This window comes from Pseudomonas asiatica, assembly GCF_009932335.1.
Lineage (GTDB): Bacteria > Pseudomonadota > Gammaproteobacteria > Pseudomonadales > Pseudomonadaceae > Aquipseudomonas > Aquipseudomonas asiatica.
On record NZ_BLJF01000001.1, the window covers coordinates 4,018,473 to 4,041,361 of the forward strand.

The window sequence follows — 22,889 nt, forward strand, 5'->3', positions numbered from 1 at the left end:
TTAACCTCGCGTCGCCACGCTCTCGGCCAGGATCGCCAGCACCAGTTGCTGGAAGTCCAGGCCGGCCGCGCGGGCCGCCATGGGCACCAGACTATGGTCGGTCATGCCGGGTGCGGTGTTGACTTCGAGCAGCCAGAACCGGCCCTGCTCGTCCTGCATCACGTCCAGCCGCCCCCAGCCTTCGATGCCGATGGCATCGCAGGCACGCGCGGTCAGGTCGATCAGTTCCTGTTCCTTGACGCTGTCCAGGCCGCAGGGAATGCGGTACTGGGTATCGTTGGCGATGTACTTGGCGTCGTAGTCGTAGAACACGTGCGGCGTACCCAGGGCGATCGGCGGCAGCACCTGGCCGCGCAATACCGCGACGGTGAACTCCGGCCCGTGGATCCACTGCTCCACCAGTACCTGGGAATCGTATCGGGCGGCATCCTGCCAGGCGGCGACCAGTTCCTGGGCGCTGTTCACCTTGGCCATGCCGATGCTGGAACCTTCATGGGCGGGTTTGACGATAAGCGGGAAGCCCAGTTCCGTACTGGCCTGCAAACAATCGCTTTCGCTCGCCAGCACCGCGTGGCGCGGGGTCGGAATGCCCAGGCTCTGCCACACTTGCTTGGTGCGTAGCTTGTCCATGGCCAGTGCCGAGGCAAGGATGCCACTGCCGGTGTAGGGGATGCCCAGGCACTCGAGCAGGCCTTGCATGCTGCCGTCTTCACCGCCACGGCCGTGGAGGATGATGAAGGCGCGGTCGATCTTCTCGCTTTGCAGGCGGTCGAGCAGGTCGTCACCCACGTCGATGGCGACCACGTCGACACCGGCGGTGGTCAGCGCGTCGATCACTGCGGCACCGGACTTGAGCGACACTTCGCGCTCGGCGCTCTTGCCGCCGTACAGCACCGCGACGCGGCCGAACGCCTTGACGTCCAGGGTCGAGTGCAGCTTGTCGTAGGCGCTGGTCATTTCGACTTCTCCTGCTTGGCGCCAGCGAACAGCGGGCTTTTCATCAATTGAGGGGCCAGTCCGCCGACATCACCGGCACCCTGGCAGATCAGGATGTCGCCGGCGCGCAGCAGTGGCTTGACCAGCGGCGCCAGGTCGACGCCACGCTCGATGTAGATCGGGTCCAGCTTGCCGCGCTGGCGGATGCTGTGGCACAGCTGGCGGCTGTCGGCGCCGGGGATCGGCTCTTCGCCGGCCGGGTAGACCTCCATCAGCAGCAGCACGTTGGCATCGCCCAGAACCTGGACGAAATCGTCGTACAGGTCGCGGGTACGGCTGTAGCGGTGCGGCTGGTAGACGATCACCAGGCGACGGCTTGGCCAACCGCCGCGCACGGCCTGGATCACCGCAGCCACTTCGGTCGGGTGGTGGCCGTAGTCGTCGACCAGCATCACGCTGCCGCCTTCGACCGGCAGTTCGCCGTACACCTGGAAGCGGCGGCCGACGCCCTGGAAGCCGGACAGGCCTTGGACAATGGCTTCGTCGGTGATGCCTTCGTCGGTGGCGATGGCGATGGTGGCCAAGGCATTGAGCACGTTGTGGTTGCCGGGCATGTTCACCGACACCTCCAGCGGCTCGCGATCACGACGCAGCACGGTGAAGTGGGTCTGCATGCCCATCTGGCGCACGTTGATGGCGCGGATGTCGGCCTCGTCGCTGAAGCCATAGGTCACGGTCGGGCGCTTGACCTGTGGCAGGATCTCGCGCACCACCGGGTCGTCCAGGCACATCACGGCCAGGCCGTAGAACGGCAGGTTGTGCAGGAACTCGACGAAGGTTTTCTTCAACTTGTTGAAGTCACCTTCGTAGGTCGCCATGTGGTCGGCGTCGATGTTGGTGACCACGGCCACCATCGGCTGCAGGTGCAGGAAGCTCGCATCGCTCTCGTCCGCTTCGGCAATCAGGTAGCGGCTGGTACCCAGCTGGGCATTGGTGCCGGCAGCGGTCAGGCGGCCACCGATGACGAAGGTCGGGTCCAGGCCGCCAGCGGCGAACACCGAGGCCAGCAGGCTGGTGGTGGTGGTCTTGCCGTGGGTGCCGGCAACGGCCACGCCATGGCGATAGCGCATCAGCTCGGCGAGCATCTCGGCACGCGGCACCACCGGAATGCGCCGCTCGAGAGCGGTGGCGACTTCCGGGTTGGCCGGGTTGATGGCGCTGGACACCACCAGCACATCGGCGGTGGCGGCGTTCTCGGCACGGTGGCCGACGAAGATCTCGGCGCCGAACGACTCCAGGCGCTCGGTGACCGGCGAAGCCTTCAGGTCGGAACCGGACACTTCATAGCCCAGGTTCAGCAACACTTCGGCAATGCCGCACATGCCCACGCCGCCGATACCGACGAAGTGGATACGGCGGATACGGCCCATCTTTGGCTGGGGCATGGCTTTCTGGCTTTCAACCATGGGCCACCTCCAGGCAGATATCGACCACGGTGCTGGTTGCGGCAGGTTTGGCCAGGCGCCGTGCGGTGCCTGCCATGACGTTGAGTTTCTCGGGTTGCATCAGCACCTCGTTCAGGCGTTCAGCGAGCTGCGCTGCGCCAGTTGTCGCTTGTGGCATCAGGAAGGCAGCGCCTTCCCGGGCCAGATATTGGGCGTTGTGGGTCTGGTGGTCGTCGATCGCATGGGGCAATGGCACCAGCATCGAAGGCAGGCCCGCTGCCGCCAGCTCACTGACGGTCAAGGCGCCGGCCCGGCACACCACAATGTCGGCCCAGCCATAGGCTTGGGCCATGTCCTTGATGAAGGGCTCTACCTGAGCCTCGACGCCCGCCTCGCGATAACGCTCGGCGGTGGCTGGCGCGTGTTGCTTGCCGGCCTGGTGGAATACCTCTGGCCGCAGCGCGGGGGGCACTTCGGACAGGGCCTTAGGCAACAATTTGTTCAATGGTTCCGCCCCCAGGCTGCCGCCCATCACCAGCAGGCGCGCACGGCGCTCGGCCAGCGGCGCGCGCAGGGCGTCCATGAACAGCTCCGGGCGCACCGGGTTGCCGGTGGTGCGCAGTTTGTCGCTGGCGGCGAAGGTGGCCGGGAAGGCTTCGCAAACACGCGCAGCCAGCGGCAGCAGCAGGCGGTTGGTAGTACCGGCGCGCGCGTTCTGCTCGTGGATCACCAGCGGTACGCCGCACAGGCGTGCGGCCACGCCGCCTGGGCCGGTCACATAGCCACCGAAGCCGACCACGCATACCGGCTTGAGCTCACGCACGATACGCCGCGCCTGCAGCACGGCCTTGACCAGGGTGAACGGCGCCTTGAGCAACGACAGCTTGCCCTTGCCGCGAAGGCCGCTGACCTGGATCAGATGCAACGGCAGGCCGGCCTGGGGCACCAGTTCGTTCTCGATGCCACGCGGGGTGCCCAGCCAGTGCACGCTGTAACCGCGCGCCTGGAATTCACGAGCGCAGGCCAGGGCCGGGAACACGTGGCCCCCGGTTCCGCCCGCCATGATCAGTACGTTCCTGCCGTCAGCGGCCATGATTGGTCTCCTCGGCAAAATCGCTTTCGCTGAATTCGTGCTCCTCACTACCCAGGTGCGTACGGCTTTCCCACTCGATGCGCAGCAACAGGCCCACGCAGGCACAGCAGATCACCAGCGAGCTGCCCCCGTAGCTGAGGAACGGCAGGGTCAGGCCCTTGGTCGGCAGCAGGCCGACGTTCACACCGATGTTGATCAGGAACTGGCCGATCCACAGGAAGGCCAGGCCGAACGCAACATAAGCGGCAAAGAACTGTTTGGCTTTTTCCGCCCACAGGCCGATATACAGGGCACGCACAGTCACGAATACGAACAGAGCAATAGTCAGCAGCGAGCCGACCACGCCAAGTTCTTCGGCCAGTACCGAGAACACGAAGTCGGTGTGCGCTTCAGGCAGGTAGAACTGCTTCTGCACGCTGTTGCCCAGACCAACGCCGAACCACTCGCCACGGCCGAAGGCAATCAGCGCCTGGGTCAGCTGGTAGCCCGAGCCGAACTGGTCGGACCACGGGTCGGTAAAGGTAATCAGGCGCGCCATACGGTAAGGCTGCGCCTGTACCAGGACGAACACCGCAACGACCGCCAACACCACCATCAGGCTGAAGCGGAACAGCCCCACCCCGCCGAGGAACAGCATGGCCGCCGCCGCGCCCATCATCACCACGGTGGCACCGAAGTCCGGCTCCATCAGCAGCAGGGCAGCCATGGGCAGCAGCACGATGAATGGCTTGAAGAAGCCCATCCAGGTTTCGCGTACCTCGGTCTGCCGGCGCACCAGGTAGCCGGCCAGGTAGATGACCACGAACACCTTGGCAATTTCCGAAGGCTGCACGTTGAAGAAGCTGAAGCCGATCCAGCGCATGGAACCGTTCACTTCGCGGCCGATGCCCGGCACCAGCACCAGCACCAGCAGGCCGAAGGCCCCCAGCAGCATCAGGAAGCCCATGCGCTGCCAGGTGGCGATCGGCACCAGCATGGTGGCGCCACAGGCGACCAGGCCGAGGAACACGTACACCAAGTGGCGGAACATGTGGTAAAGCGGGTTGCCAGACTGCACCGCAGCCACTTCCGAGGACGCCGAGGTGATCATCACCAGGCCCAGGCCCAGCAAAGCCAGGCAGCCGGCGAGCATCGCGAAGTCCAGGTCGATGCCACGGCCGCTGATCAGCGGCGACGGATAGGGCTTGAGGATGCCAAAGATCATGCAAGGCCTCCCGCTGCCTGGGCGAACAGGCGCCCGCGCTCTTCGAAGTTCTTGAACATGTCGAGGCTGGCACACGCCGGCGACAGCAGCACGGCATCACCCGGCCGGGCCAGTTCGGCGCATTGCTGTACAGCCTCGTCGAGAGACTTCACGCGGACCAGTTGCACGCCATCGCCCAGGGCTTCGGCCAGGCGCTCGGCATCACGGCCAAGCAGCACCACGGCGCGGCAGAAGCGCTTGACCGGCTCGCGCAACGCGGCGAAGTCGGCGCCCTTGCCGTCGCCACCGGCGATCAGCACCAGTTTGCCTTCGATGTCGGAACCCAGGCCTTCGATCGCGGCCAGGGCAGCACCGACGTTGGTGGCCTTGGAATCGTCGTACCAGTTCACGCCGTTGCGCTCGCGCACCCACTGGCAACGGTGGGCCAGGCCGCCGAACTCGCGCAGTGCCTCGAGCATCGGTTCGAACGGCAGGCCGGCAGCGTGCCCCAGAGCCAGAGCCGCCAGGGCGTTGCTCTGATTGTGGGCGCCACGAATCTTCAGCTCACGTGCCGGCATCAGCGCCTGGAACTCGAACGCCAGGTATTTTTCGCCGTCCACTTCACGCAGGCCGAAGGCCTTGAAATCCGGTTGGTTGAGACCGAAGGTCCAGCATGGGCGGCCTTCCACCGGCAGCGGCCGGGACAGGGCATCCTGGCGGTTGACCACGACCTGGCGGGCACCACGGAAGATCCGGTGCTTGGCCAGGTGGTAAGCCGGCAGGCCGCTGTAGCGGTCCATATGGTCTTCGCTGATGTTCAGCACGGTGGCCACTTCGGCGTTGAGCTGATCGGTGGTTTCCAGCTGGAAGCTGGACAGTTCCAGCACGTACAGCTCGACATCATCGGCCAACAGGTCCAGCGCCGGGGTACCGAGGTTGCCGCCCACCGCCACGCGCTTGCCCGCCTTGGCGGCCATTTCGCCCACCAGGGTGGTGACGGTGCTCTTGGCGTTGGAGCCGCTGATGGCAATGATCGGGGCCTTGGCGTGGCGGGCGAACAGTTCGATGTCACCGGACAACTTCACCCCACGCGCGGCCGCCTGCTGCAGGGCCGGGGTGGCAAGGGCCAGGCCGGGGCTGACATACAGCTCGTTGGCGCGGCACAGGAAGTCCACGTCCAGTTCACCACAGCGCACTTCCACCTGCGGGTAATCACGGCGCAGGGTGTCCAGTTCCGGCGGTTGCTCGCGGGTGTCGGCGACCGCAAAGGCAGTGCCCCGGCTCGCCAGGAAGCGAACCAGGGACATGCCGCTCTTGCCGAGGCCGACAACGATGCGGAATTGGTCGGAAGCGATCAAGGACACGCTCATCTACCTCAGTTTCAGGGTTGCAAGGCCGATCAGCACCAGGATCACGGTGATGATCCAGAAGCGGACGATCACCCGTGGCTCTGGCCAGCCCTTGAGTTCAAAGTGGTGGTGGATCGGCGCCATGCGGAACACGCGCTTGCCGGTCAGCTTGAAGGAGGCAACCTGGATCACCACCGACAGGGTTTCCATGACGAACACGCCGCCCATGATGAACAGCACGATTTCCTGGCGAACGATCACGGCGATGGTGCCCAGCGCGGCGCCCAGCGCCAGCGCGCCGACGTCACCCATGAATACCTGCGCCGGGTAGGTGTTGAACCACAGGAAGCCCAGGCCGGCACCGATCAGCGCGCCGCAGAACACGATCAGCTCGCCCGAGCCCGGCACATAGGGGATCAGCAGGTATTCGGCGAACTTAACGTTGCCCGACAGGTAGCAGAAGATGCCCAGGGCGCCGCCGACCATCACCGTCGGCATGATCGCCAGGCCGTCGAGGCCGTCAGTGAGGTTGACCGCGTTGCTCGAACCGACAATGACGAAGTAGGTCAGCACGACGAAGCCGATGCCCAGCGGAATGGTGACATCCTTGATGAACGGCAGGATCAGCGTGGTTTCGACGCTGGTCGGCGCGGTCTTGTACAGGAAGACGGCTGCAGCCAGGCCGAACACCGACTGCCAGAAGTACTTCCAGCGGCTTGGCAGGCCACGCGAGTTCTTTTCGATCACCTTGCGGTAGTCATCGACCCAGCCGATGGCACCGAATGCCAGGGTAACGATCAGCACCACCCACACATAGCGGTTGGTCAGGTCGGCCCACAGCAGCGTGCTGACGGCGATGGCGGACAGGATCAGCGCCCCACCCATGGTCGGGGTGCCGGACTTGGACAGGTGCGATTGCGGGCCGTCGTTACGCACGGCCTGGCCGATCTGGCGGATTTGCAGGGTACGGATCATCCACGGCCCCAGCCACAGCGCCAGGGACAACGCGGTCAGCACACCCAGAATCCCGCGCAGGGACAGGTACTGGAAGACCGCGAAGCCTTTGTGGAACTGTTGCAGATACTCGGCCAACAGCAGCAGCATTAATGTTTCTCCCCGCTGGCACCGCACAATGCCGCCACGACGTTTTCCATCGCAGCACTGCGCGAGCCCTTGATCAAGATAGTGGTGTCGCTGGCATTCTCGGCGCCAACCGCGTCGATCAGCTCAGCTTGAGTAGCGAAATGGCGGCCATTGGCTCCGAATGCCTTGACCGCGTGTGTCATGTTGGAACCCACTGCGTACAGGGCGTCGACCTTGCCACGCGCGTAGTCACCCACCTGACGGTGGCCTTCTTCCGCCCATTGCCCCAGTTCGCCGATATCCCCAAGCACCAAGACGGTGCGCCCGGAAAAGCCGGCGAGTATATCAATGGCCGCGCACATGGAGGTGGGATTTGCGTTGTAACTGTCGTCGATCACCCGCACGCCGTTCGGCGCGATCTGCGCCACGGTACGGCCCTTGACCGGTTGCACGGCAGCCAAGCCTGCGGCGATGCCGCTCAGGCTCAGACCAACGGCATGGGCAGCGGCAGCGGCGGCCAGGGCATTGCTGACGTTGTGCTCACCGAGCACATTGAGTTGCACGTCTACCGTGTCGCCAGCGCCATGCAGCTTGAACGAAGGGCAACCACGGGCATCGCGGCCGATGTCAGAGGCATGGAAATCGGCCTTTGGATTGTTGCGGGCAAAGCTGAAGACTTTGTGCGCGCCGGCACGTGCCTTCCATATATCAAAGGCCTTGTCGTCCAGGTTGAGGATGGCGATACCGCCCTCGCCCAGGCCTTCGAGAATCTCGCCCTTGGCTTCGACGATCTTTTCCGGGCCGCCGAACTCGCCAACGTGGGCGGTGCCGGCGTTGTTGATGATGACCACCTGGGGCCGGGTCAGGCCGACGGTGTAGCGGATCTCGCCAATGCGCGAGGCGCCCAGCTCGATCACCGCGGCGCTGTGCTCGGGAGCGATCTCCAGCAGGGTCAGCGGCGCGCCGAGGTCGTTGTTCAGGTTGCCGCGGGTGGCGTGCACCAGGCCACGGGTGCGCAGGATGCTGGCGAGCATCTCCTTGACCGTGGTCTTGCCGCTGGAACCGGTGATGGCCACCACCGGTTTGTCGAATGCAGCACGGTTCAGCGCGCCAAGCTGGCCGAGGGCCAGGCGGCAATCGGCGACCAGCAGCTGCGGCAGGTCGACATCGGCCACTTCACGCTCGACCAGGGCAGCGACAGCGCCCTTGGCCTTCACATCGGCCAGGTAGTCGTGGCCATCGAAGCGCGGGCCGGCCAGGGCCACGAACAGTTGCCCGGCGCCAACACTGCGGCTGTCTATGCTGACGCCGGTGAAGGTGGCGTCGGCACCGACTTGTTGACCACCCAGCGCTTTGGTCAGCTGGCTGAGTGACATCGGCTTAAGCATGTGGAGCCTCCCAGGCTGCAAGTGCCTTTTCGGCCTCGGTCAAATCGGAGAAATCATGGCGCTCGCCATTGATCTCCTGGTAATCCTCGTGCCCCTTGCCGGCCAGCACGATCACATCGTCGGCAGCGGCGGTGGCGATCAGGTGCGCAATGGCTTCGCCACGACCGGCAACGAACTCGACCTCGGCAGGCTTGGCGAAACCCGGGCGGATGTCGTCAAAGATGCGCAGCGGGTCTTCAGTACGCGGGTTGTCGTCAGTTACCAGCACGCGGTCGGCCAGGCGCTCGGCCACTTCGGCCATCAGCGGACGCTTGCCGCGGTCTCGGTCGCCGCCGCAGCCGAACAGGCACAGCAGCTTGCCGTGCGCATGCGGGCGCAGGGCTTCGAGCACTTTCTCCAGGGCGTCCGGGGTGTGCGCATAGTCGACCACCACCAGCGGCTTGTCGCCCCCACCCAGGCGCTGCATGCGGCCGATCGGCCCCTGCAGCTGCGGGGTGACCTTGAGGATTTCGTCCAGCGCGTAGTCCAGCGCCAACAGGGTCGCCACGGCGGCGAGCATGTTGCTCAGGTTGAAGCGGCCCAGCAACTGGCTGCGCAGGGTACGTTCGCCTTGGGCGGTGACCAGGGTGGCGCGCACGCCATCGTCATTGAACACGGCTTCACGGCAGTACAGCGAGGCCTCCGGGTTCTCCAGGCTGTAGCTGAGCAACCGGGTCTCGATATGGTCGACACTCGGGCGGCGGGCAAAATCGGCGGCCAGGCGACGGCCGAAATCGTCATCCAGGTTGACCACCTGGCAACGCAGGCTCGGCCAGGCGAACAGCTTGGCCTTGGCGGCCTCGTAGGCCTCCATGCTGCCGTGGTAGTCCAGGTGGTCGCGGGACAGGTTGGTCATGACCGCGATGTCGAATTCCAGAGCGGCGACCCGGCCCTGCTCCAGGGCGTGGGAGGAAACCTCCATGGCCACGGCCTTGGCGCCACCTTTCTTGAGGTCGTTGAGGGTCGACTGTACGGCGATCGGGTCGGGCGTGGTCAGGCGACCACTCTGCAGCTCACCATAGAAGCCGGTACCCAGGGTGCCGATCAGGCCGCAACGCTGGCCAAGCAAGTCCAGCGCCTGGGCCACCAGCTGGGTGACGCTGGTCTTGCCGTTGGTACCGGTAACGCCCACCAGGTTCAGCTGGCGGCTCGGTTCGCCATAGAAGCGACCTGCGATATCCGAAAGCTGGGCGATCAGGCCCTTGACCGGGATGAGCGGCACATCGGTGATTGGCAGGACGCTCGTGCCCTGCTCTTCATAGGCTACAGCGGCAGCGCCACGCGCCAGGGCATCGGCGATATGCTCGCGGCCATCGACCTTGGCGCCCGGAACAGCCAGGAACAGATCACCCGGACGCACATTGCGGCTGTCCAGCGTCAGTTCACGGATCAACGGGTCACGGCTGGCGTGAGCGAAAAGCTTGCTCAATGGCATTGTCATCATCCACGCCCTCCCTTGGCGGTTGCAGCAGCATTGACTTGCGATTGTTCTACAGGTGCCGGTGGAGGCAGGTTGTCTGGCGGAACGTTCATCAGGCGCAGAGTGCCGGACATGACCTTGCTGAACACCGGTGCCGAAACCAGGCCACCGAAGTAACCGCCCTTGCCAGGCTCATCGATTACCACGACGATGGCATAGCGCGGGTCGCTCATCGGCCCGAAGCCGGCGAACAGCGAGCGGTAGGCGTTTTCGGTGTAGCCCTTGGAACCGACGGTGGCCTTACGGGCGGTACCTGACTTGCCGGCCACGTGGTAGAACGGAACCTGGGCACGGAACACCCCGCGCGGCGCTTCGATCACCTGCTGCAGCATGCCCTGAATGGTTTCGGCGGTTTCCTTCGGAATGGCCTGCACCGCTTCCGGGGCCTTGTCGACCTTGAGGATCGACAGCGGCACCATCTTGCCGTCGTTGGCCAGCGCCGCGTATGCATGCACCAGCTGCAGGGCGGTCACCGACACGCCATAGCCATAGGACAGGGTCGCAGTCTCGGCCTTGCGCCACTCGCGATGGTTGGGCAGGTTGCCGACGCGCTCGCCGGGGAAGCCAAGGCCGGTGTACTGACCCAGGCCGACCTGGGACATGACCCGGTAGATGGCCTCGCCGCCGATGTCGAAGGCGATCTTGCTCATGCCGACGTTACTGGAGTTGATCAGGATACCGGTCAGGTCGAGGATCGGGCCTTCGCTCCTGGACACGTCCTTGATGGTGTAGCGACCAATTTGCAGGCTGCCCGGGTACACCTCGACCTTGTCGGTCGGCTTCCAGCGGCCACTTTCCAGTGCCGCACTCATGGAGATCGGCTTGACCGTGGAGCCCGGCTCGAACACGTCGATGATCGCGCGGTTACGCATGGCGGCCGGGAACATGCTGCGGCGGTTGTTGGGGTTGTAGGTCGGCTGGTTGACCATGGCCAGGACCTCACCGGTCTTGACGTCCATGATCACCAGGCTGCCGGCCTTGGCATCCTGTTCGGCAATGGCGTTGCGCAGCTCGCGGGTGGCCAGGTACTGCAGGCGCAGGTCTATCGACAACGCCAAGGTCTTCCCGGCCTTGGCGTTCTTGGTTACCTGGATGTCCTTGATCAGCCGGCCGCGCCGGTCCTTGATGACCTGCCGCTTGCCGGGTACGCCAGCCAGCCATTCGTCATAGGCCAGCTCCACCCCTTCGCGACCGTGGTCGTCGAGGTCGGTGAAGCCGACCATGTGCGCGGTGACATCACCGGCCGGGTAGAAGCGGCGGAATTCTTCCAGGCCATACACGCCCGGCACTTTCAGGTCGAGCACATGCTGGCCCTGCTCCGGGGTCAGGCCGCGGACCAGGTAGATGAACTCTTTGCTGGCCTGCTGGGTCAGGCGCTCGGTCAGCTGCTGCGGGTTCTGCCCCAGTGCTGCTGCCAGCTGCGGCCAGCGGTCCTTGGAGGCCTGCATTTCCTTGGGGTTGGCCCACAGGGTGGTGACCGGGGTACTGACCGCCAACGGTTCACCGTTACGGTCGGTGATCAGGCCGCGGTGAGCCGGGATAGGGATGTGACGCAGGCTGCGCGCATCGCCCTGCCCCTTGAGGAAATCACGGTCGACTACCTGCAGGTCGATGATGCGCCAGCAGATGGCACCGACCATCAGCGCCAGCAAGCCGATCACCACGCGGAAGCGCCAGGGGTAGAGTGCGCCTTCGAGCTTCATCATGGCGCCACCATCCGCACTTCGTCAGCCGAAGGTACGCGCATCTTCAGTTGCTCGGAAGCCAGGTTCTCGATGCGACTGGCGGCGGTCCAGGTGCTTTGTTCGAGAATCAGCCGGCCCCATTCGGCCTGGGCCTTGTCACGTTCGTTCAATTCGCCGTACAGCGTGTTGAGCAACTGACGGTTCCAGTGCGCGCTGTAGGACACGGCGATGGCCGAAACCAGCACGGCAACGAACAGCAGAAGCATCAGGAAGCTTCCGCCTGGCAAAGGTTTGGCAAACAGCCTGCTCACCGCAGCTTCTCCGCCACCCGCATAACGGCGCTGCGCGCCCGCGGGTTGGCCTTGAGCTCGGCGTCGGAAGCGAACTGAGCCTTGCCGATGAGCTTGATTTTCGGCTCGAAGACCTTGTGCTGTACCGGCAGGTTGCGCGGCAGGTTGTCAGCCTCGCCCTTGGCCAGCCTGCGCATGAACAGCTTGACGATGCGGTCTTCCAGCGAATGGAAGCTGATCACTGCCAGGCGGCCGCCCACTTCCAGCGCATCGATCGCGGCCTCCAGGCCTGCCTCGAGATCACCCAATTCGTTGTTGACGTGAATACGCAGGCCCTGGAAAGCGCGGGTCGCCGGGTTCTTGCCCTTCTCCCAGGCCGGGTTGGCCACCTTCAGCACCTCGGCGAGGTCGCCGGTGCGGGTGAACGGTTGCTGTTCGCGGCGTTGCACCACGGCGCGAGCCATGCGCTTGGCGAAACGCTCTTCGCCGTACTCCTTGAACACACGGGCTATTTCTTCTTCAGGTGCAGTGGCGATGAACTCGGCGGCGCTGATGCCCTGGTCCGGGTTCATGCGCATGTCGAGCGGGCCATCATTGAGGAAGCTGAAGCCCCGCTCGGGGTCATCCAGCTGCGGCGAGGAAACGCCCAAGTCCAGCAATACGCCGCTGACCTTGCCATCCAGGCCACGCTCGGCCACTTCCGCGCCCAGCTCGGCAAAGCTGCGCTGCACAATGACAAAGCGGCCGTCTTCGGCCGCCAGCGCTTGCCCCGTGGCAATCGCCTGTGGATCTTTGTCGAAACCCAGCAGCCGCCCTTGCGGCCCGAGCTTGCTGAGAATCAGCCGGCTGTGCCCGCCACGGCCAAAGGTGCCGTCCAGATAGCAACCGTCGGCGCGCAGGGCCAATGCCTCGACAGCTTCGTCGAGCAGGACGGTAATGTGGTTGAAGCCGCTATCTATGGTCACAGGATCAGGTCACGCAATTCGTCGGGCATGGCGCCCGGTTGTTGAATAGCTGCAAGGTCTGCTGCCGAAACCGCGTTCCAGGCATCTTCATCCCACAGCTGGAATTTGTTCAGTTGCCCCACCAGCATCGCCTTCTTGTCGAGCTTGGCGTACTCACGCAGACGGGGCGGTACCAGGAAACGCCCACTGCCATCGAGCTCCAGGTCAACCGCGTTACCGATCAGCAAACGCTGAAGGCGGCGGTTTTCCTCACGCAACGATGGCAAAGCACGCAACTTGGCTTCTATCTGTTCCCACTCATCGAGGGGATAAACACACAAGCAGGGGTCAACGGCGTCGATGGTCACGATCAGCTGACCATTGCAACGCGAATCGAGCTCGTCACGGTACCGGCTCGGCATGGCGAGACGGCCCTTGGCATCGAGGCTGACGGCGTTGGCTCCGCGGAACACGGCTGCGATTCCCCACAATGTTAGCTTTTTTGTGCCAGAAAACCCACTTCATCCCACTTTCTGCCACTTGCGCACACTATAGGAATCCGCCCGCAGCACCGTCAAGGCACGTTCGGAAGGAAAAGCCTTACAGGACCGAGATTTAGCGCAATAAAGGAATGCGGAAGGACTACCGAGCAGAAAAAAACACGAGAAAAATCAAACCCACGCAGGCGAATGGAGTTCGAAGTTAAAGTGATTTATTAAGAGTAAGATTTTTTCGGTATTACCAGAGGGCATCTGCTATCGAATAAAGCAGGGAGGGAAAGGTGGAGAGTCGATCTGTAAGCCGGGTTTTGTCGAGGACAGTCATTCCTCTACGACGGCCATCACTGGACGCCTCTAGCAACCTACCCGGTTCCGACGCGGGCCACGCCTGATGGAACCCTATTTGGTCTTGCTCCGAGTGGGGTTTACCTAGCCACGAACTGTTGCCAGCCGTGCGGTGCGCTCTTACCGCACCTTTTCACCCTTACCGGCACCGAAGTGCTTAGGCGGTTATTTTCTGTGGCACTTTCCGTAGGCTCGCGCCTCCCAGGCGTTACCTGGCACTCTGCCCTATGGAGCCCGGACTTTCCTCCCCCTGCTTTTGCGGAACAAAAGCAGGCAGCGACTGTCCGATCGACTCTCCGCCGCCAAGATTAACGGCACGCGCGCCCAAGAACAAGCAATACCGGCATTTATATCAATATGCCACTATTCGGCTTTCTGCTTTTCCAGTGCAAGTTGATACAGCAGGTTCTTGCGCACCCCGGTAATTTCCGCAGCCAGCGCCGCCGCCCGCTTGAGTGGCAGCTCGGCCAGCAGCAGGTCGAGCACCCGTTGCGCTTCGGCACTGATCGCCTGTTCGCCCTCCGGCGCACTCCAGCCACCAACCAGTACCACGCACTCACCGCGCTGCTGGTTGCTGTCACCAGCAACGAAGGCGCGAAGCTCGGCCAGGGGCAGGCCCTTGAGGGTCTCGAAGGTCTTGGTCAGTTCACGCGCCAACAACGCCGGGCGCTCGCCACCGAATACCGCTTCCATGTCTTCAAGGCATTCCAGGATACGGTGCGGGGCCTCGTAGAAGATCAGCGTGCGCGGTTCTTCCTTTACCTGCTCCAGGCGCGCCCGCCGTCCCGCCGCCTTGGCCGGCAGGAAGCCTTCGAAGATGAAACGGTCCGACGGCAGGCCGGCTGCCGACAGCGCGGCGATCAGAGCGCAGGCGCCCGGCACCGGGACCACATTTACCCCCGCAGCACGCGCCTGGCGCACCAGGTGGTACCCCGGATCGGAAATCAGCGGCGTGCCGGCATCGGAAACCAACGCCACATTCTCGCCCGCCAGCAGCTTGGTGAGAAAACGCCCGCCCTCGTCACGCTCGTTGTGTTCATGGCAGGCCGCCAGCGGCGTGTCGATGCCGAAGTGCTGCAGCAGACGGATCGAATGACGGGTATCTTCCGCCGCGATCAGGGCCACGTCCGCCAGCACCTTCAGCGCCCGGGCACTCATGTCGTCGAGGTTGCCGATAGGGGTTGCGACCACATACAGCGTCCCCACCGTGGATTTCGAAGCCCCTGCCACATCAGTCACTGCGCACACCTGTCGTTCGGATCAAAGGCGCCATTGTAGCCCGAGCGCCTGCAACAGGGCGCAAAGAACTTCGCCGACGACCGATGGCAGGCCTCCTATAGTGAAGGATCGACACGGCAACATCGCGCCCCGGCCAGCGCTTGGGTACAATTGCCGGCCACCTTGATCGAGTAACAGGACCTTTACATGATCGCTTGCCTGCGGCTGTTCACAGCCCTCTGCCTTGCTGCCTTGCTGGCAGCCTGCGCCAGCTCGCCCTCATCCAGCCTGGGCGAACTGCCACGCACCCCGGACGCCAGCATCGAGCAACTGCTCGAAAAGGCTGCTTCCAGCAAGTCCGCGGAAGACGCCGCCCTGCTGCGCCTGAGCGCAGCCGACCTGGCCTACAGGCAGAAGGACTTCCCACGCGCCGCACGCATCCTCGAGCAGGTGCCGCTGGACACGCTCAAGCCGGCCCAGCAAGTGTTCGCCAGCACCCTCGGAGCCGAGCTGGCCATGAGCCGCAACCAGCCCAAGGCTGCCCTGGCTGCCCTGGCCCACCCCAGCCTGCAGCGCGTCGCCGAACTGCCGCAAGAACAGCAAGCGCGCACCTACAGCGTGCACGCGGCCGCCCTCGAAGCCGATGGCCAGGCCCTCGCCGCCGCGCAACAGCGCGTGCTGCTGGCCCCGCTGCTCAGCGGCCAGGCCGCCAGCGCCAACAATGACGCCATCTGGGCACTGGTCGCCTCGCTGCCGGCAGAGCAACTGCAGCAGCCAGGCAACGACCAGCCCCTTGCCGGCTGGACCAGCCTGGCCTTCGCGGTAAAAAGCGCCGGCACCCTGGAGCAGCAGCAAGCGGCGATCGACGCCTGGGTCAAGCAGCACCCGGACCACCCGGCCGCCCAGCAACTGCCGCTGGCTCTGACCAAGCTCAAGGAGCTGGCCAGCCAACCGCTGACCAAAATTGCCCTGCTGCTGCCTCAGGAAGGCCCGCTTGCCGGTGTTGCCCGCGCCCTGCGTGACGGCTTCATGGCTGCACACTTCCAGGCCCAGCAAGCCGGCCAGCAGGCGCCAGCCGTGCAGGTATTCGACAGCTCGCGCATCGGCTCGCTCGACGACTTCTATCGCCAGGCCCAGGCCGCAGGCGTACAGCTGGTCATCGGCCCGCTGGAAAAACCGCTGGTCAAGCAACTGGCTGCCAAGCCACAACTGCCGATCACCACCCTGGCCCTGAACTACGCCGACGCCGGCCAGAAGGCTCCACCGCAGCTGTTCCAGTTCGGCCTCGCTGCCGAAGACGAAGCCCGTGAAGTGGCCCGTCGCGCCCGCGCCGATGGCATGGTCCGCGCAGTTGCCCTGGTGCCGAGCGGCGAATGGGGCGATCGTGTGCTTGCCGCCTTCCGCCAGGACTGGGAAGGCAACGGTGGCACTCTGCTCGCCGCCGAACGCATCGCCCAGCCGGTCGCATTGGCCCAGCAGATTGCCGACCTGTTCCAGCTGCGCCAGAGCGAAGGCCGCGCCAAGAGCCTGCAGAGCACGGTAGGTGGCAGCATCGCCGCGCAGCCGTCGCGCCGCCAGGACATCGACTTCATCTTCCTCGCCTCGACCCCGCAACAGGCCCAGCAGATCAAGCCGACCCTGAACTTCCAGTACGCCGGTGACGTACCGGTCTACGCCACCTCGAACCTGTACAGCGCCAGTGGTGACGTCAACCAGTACAACGACATGAACGGTATCCGCTTCTGCGAAACCCCGTGGCTGCTCGATACCAGCAACAGCCTGCGCCAGCAGGTCGTGCAGCAATGGCCGCAAGCGGCAGGCAGCCTGGGCCGCCTGTATGCCATGGGCGTCGACGCCTACAGCCTGGCGCCGCGCCTGGGCCAGCTGAAAGCACTACCGGACAACCGCGTACTGGGCCTTTCGGGCAGCCTGAGCATGAACGCCAACCAGCGTGTCGAGCGCCAGCTACCTTGGGCCGAGTTCGTCGGTGGCCAGGTCCAGCGCCTGCCTGACACTCCTCGCTGATGGCAGCAGCGTCGCCCACCAGCGCCGGGCAGGCAGCGGAAAGCCAGGCCCTTGAATATCTTCAAGGGCATGGCCTGCAACTGCTGGCGCGCAACTGGCGATGCAAAGGCGGTGAGCTTGATCTGGTCATGCTCGACGCCGATACAGTAGTATTCGTCGAAGTCCGCTACCGGTTGCACGCGGGCTTCGGTGGCGCCCTTGGCAGTATCGACGGGCGCAAGCAGAAACGGTTGGTGCTCGCCGCCAGCCTGTTCCTGCAGAAGGAGCCCCACTGGGGCAACCACCCCTGCCGCTTCGACGTAGTCGCCCTACAGGGCAGCCACCATGCAGGCAGACCGCTTCAATGGCTGAAAAACGCCTTCGAATGCTGAACCCATTCCGATTTTTTTGCTCTATGTTTCGCGGGCTGGTCGTTGTTGCGCGTAGCAAAGGCCACCGCCCCACTTAAGGTCACCAGATGGACATGCAATCCCGAATTCGCCGGCTATTCCAGGCCAGCATCGATACCAAGCAACAGGCAATGGACATCCTGGCACCGCACATCGAGCAGGCCAGCCTGGTCATGGTCAACGCGCTGCTCAACGAGGGCAAGATGCTCGCCTGTGGCAACGGCGGCTCGGCCGGCGATGCCCAGCACTTTTCCTCCGAGCTGCTCAACCGCTTCGAGCGCGAACGCCCGAGCCTGCCGGCCATCGCGCTGACCACCGACAGCTCGACCTTGACCTCGATCGCCAACGACTACAGCTACAACGAAGTCTTTTCCAAGCAGATCCGCGCGCTGGGCCAGCCCGGTGACGTTCTGCTGGCGATCTCCACCAGCGGCAACTCGGCCAACGTGATCCAGGCGATCCAGGCCGCACATGACCGCGAAATGATTGTCGTAGCATTGACTGGTCGCGATGGCGGCGGCATGGCTTCGCTGCTGCTGCCCGAAGACGTGGAAATCCGCGTACCTTCGACGGTTACCGCGCGTATCCAGGAAGTCCACCTGCTGGCGATCCACTGCCTGTGTGATCTGATCGACAGCCAACTGTTCGGGAGTGAAGAATGACCCCTATGCGCCTCGGCCTTATGGCCCTGACACTGTGCCTGAGCGTCACTGGTTGCAGCTCGGTACTGACCTCTACCCGCAATTCGCCGATCGAGGACGATCGCGGAACGCGCACCATCGGCAGCAAGATCGACGACTCGCTGATCGAAACCAAGGCTTCGGTCAACATCGCCAAGGCCAGCCCTGACCTGGACAAAGGTTCGCACATCGTTGTCAGCAGCTACAACGGCATCGTCCTGCTGGCCGGCCAGACACCGCGCGCCGACCTCAAGAGCCTCGCCGAGCAGACTGCCAGCCAGGTACAGCGCGTCAAGAAAGTGCACAACGAGCTGCAGGTGATGCAACCCTCCTCCATCCTGGCGCGCAACAACGACGCCTGGCTGACCACCAAGATCAAGACCCAGATGCTGACCGACAATGCCGTGCCCAGCTCGCGCATCAAGGTGATTACCGAGAATGGCATCGTTTACCTGCTCGGCCTGGTGACCCAGCAGGAGGCCAACTCGGCCACTGCCGTGGTACAGGGCGTGTCGGGTGTGCAGAAGATCGTCAAGCTGTTCGAGTACATCGACTGATTCACTGATTGCCTGCACCGGCCTCTTCGCGGGTAAACCCGCCCCCACAGGGATCTCACAGCTTTCGAGACTTGTTGTATTCCTGTGGGAGCGGGTTTACCCGCGAAAAGGCCAGCACAGGCGACAACACTGCCCCAGCCTTCAGAAATCCAGGAAACACCGCATGAAAAAGCTTCTGCTGCCTGCCCTGCTGTTCGGCACTTTCGCCACCCTGGCCGGCTGCTCTACACCAAGCCTGATCACCCTCAACGATGGCCGTGAAATCCAGGCCGTCGACGTACCGAAGTTCGACCGTGACGCCGGCTTCTATGAGTTCCAGCAACTCGACGGCAAGCGTACCCGCATCAACAAGGACCAGGTACGTACCATCAGCGACCTGTAAGCAGGGCTGGCGTAATTAAAAAAAGGCGATCCGGTTGGATCGCCTTTTTTATTACTTGACCACTTTCAGACTTGGTCGACCAGTCGGGCGTGGCGGCTGGCCACCACCCTCTGGCGGGCCATCGTCATCCGGCTGCACTTCATCATCTTCCTGCTCATCGTCATCCATCATGGACGACTCCAGCTCGAAGACCATACCCTGGCCATTCTCGCGGGCGTAAATACCCAGAATGGCACCAACCGGCACGTACAGCGAGTGAGCCACGCCACCGAAGCGGCCCTCGAAGCTGACCGCGTCGTTGTCCATGTGCAGGCTGCGCACGGCACTTGGCGAGATGTTCAAGACGATCTGGCCATCACTGGCGAAACCGTCCGGCACCTGGACCTTCGGGAATTCGGCATTGACCAGCATATGGGGCGTGCAATCGTTGTCGACGATCCACTCGTACAGTGCTCGAACCAGATAGGGGCGACTGGAGTTCATCAACGGCTCCTTAAAGCTTGCGCATTTCACGTTCTACAGAGGACAGGCTCGCCTGGAAAGGCTCGCGGGCGAACTGCCGCTCCATGTAATCCAGCAGCGGCTTGGCTTGCCGCGGCAACTCGATACCCAACACCGGCAGACGCCAGAGGATGGGCAGTAGACAACAATCGACCAGGCTTTGCTCCTCACTCATGAAGCAGGCGTACTCGCCGAACAACGGCGAGACCCCGGTCAGGCTCTCACGCAATGCCTTGCGCGCTTCGGTTCGGGCAGCCTCGCTACTGCGCGGATCGAGCACGGTATCGGCCAGGGAGCACCAGTCGCGCTGGATGCGGTGCATCAGCAAGCGACTGTTCCCCCGCGCAACCGGGTACACCGGCATTAGCGGCGGATGTGGATAACGCTCCTCGAGGTACTCCATCACCACGGTCGATTCATACAGCGCCAGGTCACGGTCGACCAGGGTCGGCACGCTGCCGTAAGGATTCACCTCGACCAGCTTGGGCGGCAGTCGACCGGGATCGACATCGATGACCTGCACGCTGATGCCCTTCTCGGCCAGCACGAGGCGTACCCGATGAGAATAGTGATCAGCGGGGTCGGAATAGCAGGCTAACCTGTTGGTTGCGCCCATGTAGCGCCTCCTCGTACGGGATGCTTGTAAAACTGTAAATGAAAACGCGCCCGTGGTGACCTGGCAGATCTGCCAGGCCACCACGGGCGCGTTCAACAACCAGAAACTACTGCGTGATCAGTGCACGTCCTTCCAGTATTCACGCTTGAGCAAGTAGGCGAATACGAAGAAGAAAGCCAGGTACAGCAACACATAGGTACCGATGCGCTGGCTTTCCAGTTTGACCGGGTTGGCCGAATAGGCCAGGAAGGTCACCAGGTTCTTGACCTTCTCGTCGAACTGCTCGGTCGTCAGGGTACCGGAATTCGGCGTAATGGTCAGCTGGTCGCAGGCTTCATGAGTCAGCGGGCTACCAGTCAGTGGGTCGAATTGCTTCTTGCCATCGGTCACGGTCTGCACCTGCTTGCAGCCAACCACCTGGTTGCCCTGCAAGCCGACCAGCACGTTAGGCATGCCGACGTTCGGGAACACCTTGTTGTTCACCCCATAAGGCCGTGACGGGTCCTCATAGAAACTGCGCAGGTAGGTGTACAACCAGTCGGTGCCACGCACACGGGCCACCAGGGTCAGGTCGGGCGGTGCGGCGCCGAACCAGGTCTTGGCGTCACTGGGCTTCATGCCGATCTGCATGTGGTCACCGATCTTGGCACCGGTGAACACCAGCTTCTCGAGCATCAGCTCGTGGGGGATGCCCAGGTCATCGGCAACCCGCTCGTAACGCTGGAACTTCGCACTGTGGCAGCCCATGCAATAGTTGGCAAAGGTACGCGCACCGTCCTGCATGGCGGCCTTGTCGCTCAGGTCGATGTCGACCTTGTCCAGCTCCAGGCCCGTTTCGGCCGCGAAGGAAAAGGCAGGCATCACTGCCAGCAAAAATACTGCAATCAACTTTTTCATCAGCCAGTCACCCTTTCCGGAACCGGTTTGGTCTTCTCGAGCCTTGTGTAGAACGGCATCAGCAGGAAGTAGGCGAAGTACAACACCGTGCACACCTGCGACAGCAAGGTACGCCCAGGTGTCGGCGCCAGCACGCCCAGTATGCCGAGGATGACGAAGGCCACGCAGAACACCAGCAGGAAGAGCTTGCTGATCCAGCCCTTGTAGCGCATGGAGCGGACCGGGCTGCGGTCGAGCCAGGGCAGGACGAACAACACGGCAATGGCCGCACCCATGGCGATGACGCCCATCAGCTTGTCAGGCACCGCACGCAGGATCGCGTAGAACGGCGTGAAGTACCACACCGGCGCAATGTGCTCGGGGGTCTTGAAGGCGTTCGCCTGCTCGAAGTTAGGTTTCTCCAGGAAGTAACCACCCATTTCCGGGAAGAAGAACACCACGGCGCAGAACACGAACAGGAACACCACCACGCCGACAATATCCTTGACGGTGTAGTACGGGTGGAACGGGATACCGTCCAGCGGGATACCGTTTTCGTCCTTTTTCTTCTTGATGTCGACGCCATCGGGGTTGTTCGAACCCACTTCGTGAAGGGCGAGGATGTGCAGGACCACCAGGCCGAGAATCACGATCGGCAAGGCAACCACGTGCAGGGCGAAGAAGCGGTTCAGAGTGATACCCGAGATCAGGTAGTCACCACGGATCCACTGGGTAAGGTCGCCACCGATCACCGGAATGGCACCGAACAGCGAGATGATCACCTGGGCACCCCAGTACGACATCTGGCCCCACGGCAGCAGGTAGCCCATGAAGGCTTCGGCCATCAGCGCCAGGTAGATCAGCATGCCGAACAGCCACACCAGTTCACGCGGCTTCTGGTAGGAACCGTAGAGCAGGCCGCGGAACATGTGCAGGTAGACGACGATGAAGAACGCCGATGCACCGGTGGAGTGCAGGTAGCGCAGGATCCAGCCGTATTCCACATCGCGCATGATGTACTCGACCGAGGCGAACGCCTCTTCTGCCGAGGGTGTGAAGCTCATGGTCAGCCACACACCGGTGACGATCTGGTTGACCAGTACCAGCAACGCCAGCGAGCCGAAGAAGTACAGGAAGTTGAAGTTCTTGGGTGCGTAATACTTGCTCAGGTGGTCTTCCCACATCTTGGTCGCGGGGAAGCGAGCATCAATCCAGTCCATGAACTTGCTCATCATGCGTTCTCCTGGTCAACGCCGATGACGACGATCTCGTCCGACTCGTAAGAGTGCGGTGGCACGGGCAGGTTGAGTGGCGCCGGCTGCGACTTGTAGACACGGCCGGCCAGGTCGTAGTGGGAACCGTGGCACGGGCAGAAATAGCCACCTACCCATTTCGGGCCAAGGTCAGCGGGTGCGACTTCCGGGCGGAAGGTGGGCGAGCAGCCCAGGTGTGTGCACAGGCCAACAAGGATGAGGATTTCCGGCTTGATCGAACGAACCTGCGGATCGACGTAGGTGGGCTGCACCGAGGCCTTGGACTCGGGGTCAGCCAGATCACCTACGACCTTTTTCAGGTTACCGAGGATCTCGTCCGTTCGCCGCACGATGAACACTGGTTGACCGCGCCACTCGGCCACCATCTGCTGGCCGGCCTCGACCTTGGCGATATTGACCTTCACCGGTGCACCCGCGGCTTTCGCCTTGGCACTGGGAAACCATGACCCCACGAACGGTACCGCAGCCCCCACTGCCCCCGCCGCCCCGACTACGGATGTCGCGGCTACGAGGAAGCGGCGCCGGCCTGCGTTGACGCCGTCATTGCTCATTCAGTCCTCTCCCATCAGCTTGCTTGACCAGTTGGACCTGGCCTGTACTTAGGTAATGTC

General features: G+C 63.3%; 23 protein-coding genes and 1 other RNA gene. 5 read left to right on the forward strand and 19 right to left on the reverse strand.

Annotated elements, in window-relative coordinates:
- From GYA95_RS18615 to rsmI, 14 genes are all read right to left on the reverse strand, one after another.
- Positions 1 to 957, reverse strand: coding sequence for a D-alanine--D-alanine ligase (locus GYA95_RS18615; protein ID WP_015271707.1), 957 nt, complete (start codon positions 955 to 957; stop codon positions 1 to 3).
- Positions 954 to 2,402, reverse strand: a complete 1,449-nt coding sequence (gene murC / locus GYA95_RS18620; RefSeq protein ID WP_013974110.1) for a UDP-N-acetylmuramate--L-alanine ligase — start codon at positions 2,400 to 2,402, stop codon at positions 954 to 956. The genes GYA95_RS18615 and murC overlap by 4 nt, the downstream gene beginning before the upstream one ends.
- Positions 2,395 to 3,474, reverse strand: coding sequence for an undecaprenyldiphospho-muramoylpentapeptide beta-N-acetylglucosaminyltransferase (murG, locus tag GYA95_RS18625; RefSeq protein WP_015271708.1), 1,080 nt, complete (start codon positions 3,472 to 3,474; stop codon positions 2,395 to 2,397). Before murG ends, murC begins: the two co-directional genes overlap by 8 nt.
- A complete protein-coding gene (gene ftsW / locus GYA95_RS18630; protein ID WP_015271709.1) occupies positions 3,464 to 4,678 on the reverse strand; it encodes a putative lipid II flippase FtsW in 1,215 nt (404 codons plus the stop codon). Before ftsW ends, murG begins: the two co-directional genes overlap by 11 nt.
- Positions 4,675 to 6,021, reverse strand: coding sequence for a UDP-N-acetylmuramoyl-L-alanine--D-glutamate ligase (gene murD, locus GYA95_RS18635; protein ID WP_015271710.1), 1,347 nt, complete (start codon positions 6,019 to 6,021; stop codon positions 4,675 to 4,677). The genes ftsW and murD overlap by 4 nt, the downstream gene beginning before the upstream one ends.
- Before the next feature lie 6 nt (positions 6,022 to 6,027).
- Positions 6,028 to 7,110: a phospho-N-acetylmuramoyl-pentapeptide-transferase gene (gene mraY, locus GYA95_RS18640; protein ID WP_015271711.1), complete on the reverse strand. Its 1,083-nt coding sequence runs from the start codon at positions 7,108 to 7,110 to the stop codon at positions 6,028 to 6,030.
- On the reverse strand, positions 7,110 to 8,477 hold the full coding sequence (locus GYA95_RS18645) for a UDP-N-acetylmuramoyl-tripeptide--D-alanyl-D-alanine ligase (protein WP_015271712.1): 1,368 nt from the start codon (positions 8,475 to 8,477) through the stop codon (positions 7,110 to 7,112). The genes mraY and GYA95_RS18645 overlap by 1 nt, the downstream gene beginning before the upstream one ends.
- Entirely contained in the window at positions 8,470 to 9,960 is a 1,491-nt protein-coding gene (gene murE / locus GYA95_RS18650) for a UDP-N-acetylmuramoyl-L-alanyl-D-glutamate--2,6-diaminopimelate ligase (RefSeq protein ID WP_170976258.1), read from the reverse strand. Before murE ends, GYA95_RS18645 begins: the two co-directional genes overlap by 8 nt.
- Positions 9,957 to 11,699, reverse strand: coding sequence for a peptidoglycan D,D-transpeptidase FtsI family protein (locus tag GYA95_RS18655; RefSeq protein WP_161551483.1), 1,743 nt, complete (start codon positions 11,697 to 11,699; stop codon positions 9,957 to 9,959). Before GYA95_RS18655 ends, murE begins: the two co-directional genes overlap by 4 nt.
- Positions 11,699 to 11,992: a cell division protein FtsL gene (ftsL, locus tag GYA95_RS18660; protein WP_003260787.1), complete on the reverse strand. Its 294-nt coding sequence runs from the start codon at positions 11,990 to 11,992 to the stop codon at positions 11,699 to 11,701. The genes GYA95_RS18655 and ftsL overlap by 1 nt, the downstream gene beginning before the upstream one ends.
- Positions 11,989 to 12,936, reverse strand: a complete 948-nt coding sequence (rsmH, locus tag GYA95_RS18665; protein ID WP_015271715.1) for a 16S rRNA (cytosine(1402)-N(4))-methyltransferase RsmH — start codon at positions 12,934 to 12,936, stop codon at positions 11,989 to 11,991. Before rsmH ends, ftsL begins: the two co-directional genes overlap by 4 nt.
- Entirely contained in the window at positions 12,933 to 13,388 is a 456-nt protein-coding gene (gene mraZ / locus GYA95_RS18670) for a division/cell wall cluster transcriptional repressor MraZ (protein WP_004575120.1), read from the reverse strand. Before mraZ ends, rsmH begins: the two co-directional genes overlap by 4 nt.
- Positions 13,389 to 13,696: 308 nt before the next feature.
- Positions 13,697 to 14,056, reverse strand: an RNA gene (gene rnpB, locus GYA95_RS18675) — RNase P RNA component class A.
- Between the two features lie 67 nt (positions 14,057 to 14,123).
- Positions 14,124 to 14,999, reverse strand: coding sequence for a 16S rRNA (cytidine(1402)-2'-O)-methyltransferase (gene rsmI / locus GYA95_RS18680; protein WP_043935900.1), 876 nt, complete (start codon positions 14,997 to 14,999; stop codon positions 14,124 to 14,126).
- Between the two features lie 186 nt (positions 15,000 to 15,185).
- On the opposite strand from rsmI, the gene GYA95_RS18685 reads away from it, so the two are divergent.
- The 5 genes from GYA95_RS18685 to GYA95_RS18705 all read left to right on the forward strand — a co-directional run bounded on the left by GYA95_RS18685 (position 15,186) and on the right by GYA95_RS18705 (position 19,011).
- Positions 15,186 to 17,003 (forward strand): penicillin-binding protein activator, encoded by a 1,818-nt coding sequence (locus tag GYA95_RS18685; RefSeq protein WP_015271717.1) that lies wholly within the window; start codon positions 15,186 to 15,188, stop codon positions 17,001 to 17,003.
- The gene (locus tag GYA95_RS18690) at positions 17,003 to 17,374 is read left to right on the forward strand and encodes a YraN family protein (RefSeq protein ID WP_015271718.1); all 372 of its coding nucleotides are present in this window, start codon (positions 17,003 to 17,005) and stop codon (positions 17,372 to 17,374) included. The genes GYA95_RS18685 and GYA95_RS18690 overlap by 1 nt, the downstream gene beginning before the upstream one ends.
- A gap of 86 nt (positions 17,375 to 17,460) precedes the next feature.
- Positions 17,461 to 18,054: a phosphoheptose isomerase gene (locus tag GYA95_RS18695; RefSeq protein WP_012274070.1), complete on the forward strand. Its 594-nt coding sequence runs from the start codon at positions 17,461 to 17,463 to the stop codon at positions 18,052 to 18,054.
- Complete coding sequence (locus tag GYA95_RS18700; RefSeq protein WP_015271720.1) at positions 18,051 to 18,629, forward strand: BON domain-containing protein; 579 nt, start codon at positions 18,051 to 18,053, stop codon at positions 18,627 to 18,629. The genes GYA95_RS18695 and GYA95_RS18700 overlap by 4 nt, the downstream gene beginning before the upstream one ends.
- Before the next feature lie 163 nt (positions 18,630 to 18,792).
- A complete protein-coding gene (locus GYA95_RS18705) occupies positions 18,793 to 19,011 on the forward strand; it encodes a YgdI/YgdR family lipoprotein (protein ID WP_003260792.1) in 219 nt (72 codons plus the stop codon).
- Between the two features lie 51 nt (positions 19,012 to 19,062).
- Here GYA95_RS18705 and GYA95_RS18710 read toward each other — a convergent pair whose 3' ends face one another.
- From GYA95_RS18710 to petA, 5 genes are all read right to left on the reverse strand, one after another.
- Complete coding sequence (locus GYA95_RS18710) at positions 19,063 to 19,494, reverse strand: ClpXP protease specificity-enhancing factor (protein WP_015271721.1); 432 nt, start codon at positions 19,492 to 19,494, stop codon at positions 19,063 to 19,065.
- A gap of 10 nt (positions 19,495 to 19,504) precedes the next feature.
- Positions 19,505 to 20,128, reverse strand: a complete 624-nt coding sequence (locus GYA95_RS18715; RefSeq protein ID WP_015271722.1) for a glutathione S-transferase N-terminal domain-containing protein — start codon at positions 20,126 to 20,128, stop codon at positions 19,505 to 19,507.
- 117 nt (positions 20,129 to 20,245) lie between these two features.
- On the reverse strand, positions 20,246 to 21,025 hold the full coding sequence (locus tag GYA95_RS18720) for a cytochrome c1 (RefSeq protein WP_013974125.1): 780 nt from the start codon (positions 21,023 to 21,025) through the stop codon (positions 20,246 to 20,248).
- Positions 21,025 to 22,236 (reverse strand): cytochrome b, encoded by a 1,212-nt coding sequence (locus tag GYA95_RS18725; protein ID WP_003260795.1) that lies wholly within the window; start codon positions 22,234 to 22,236, stop codon positions 21,025 to 21,027. The genes GYA95_RS18720 and GYA95_RS18725 overlap by 1 nt, the downstream gene beginning before the upstream one ends.
- Positions 22,236 to 22,829 carry a ubiquinol-cytochrome c reductase iron-sulfur subunit gene (petA, locus tag GYA95_RS18730; RefSeq protein ID WP_015271723.1) on the reverse strand — a complete coding sequence of 198 codons (594 nt, stop codon included), beginning with the start codon at positions 22,827 to 22,829 and terminating at the stop codon, positions 22,236 to 22,238. The genes GYA95_RS18725 and petA overlap by 1 nt, the downstream gene beginning before the upstream one ends.
- Between the last annotated feature and the right edge of the window lie 60 nt (positions 22,830 to 22,889).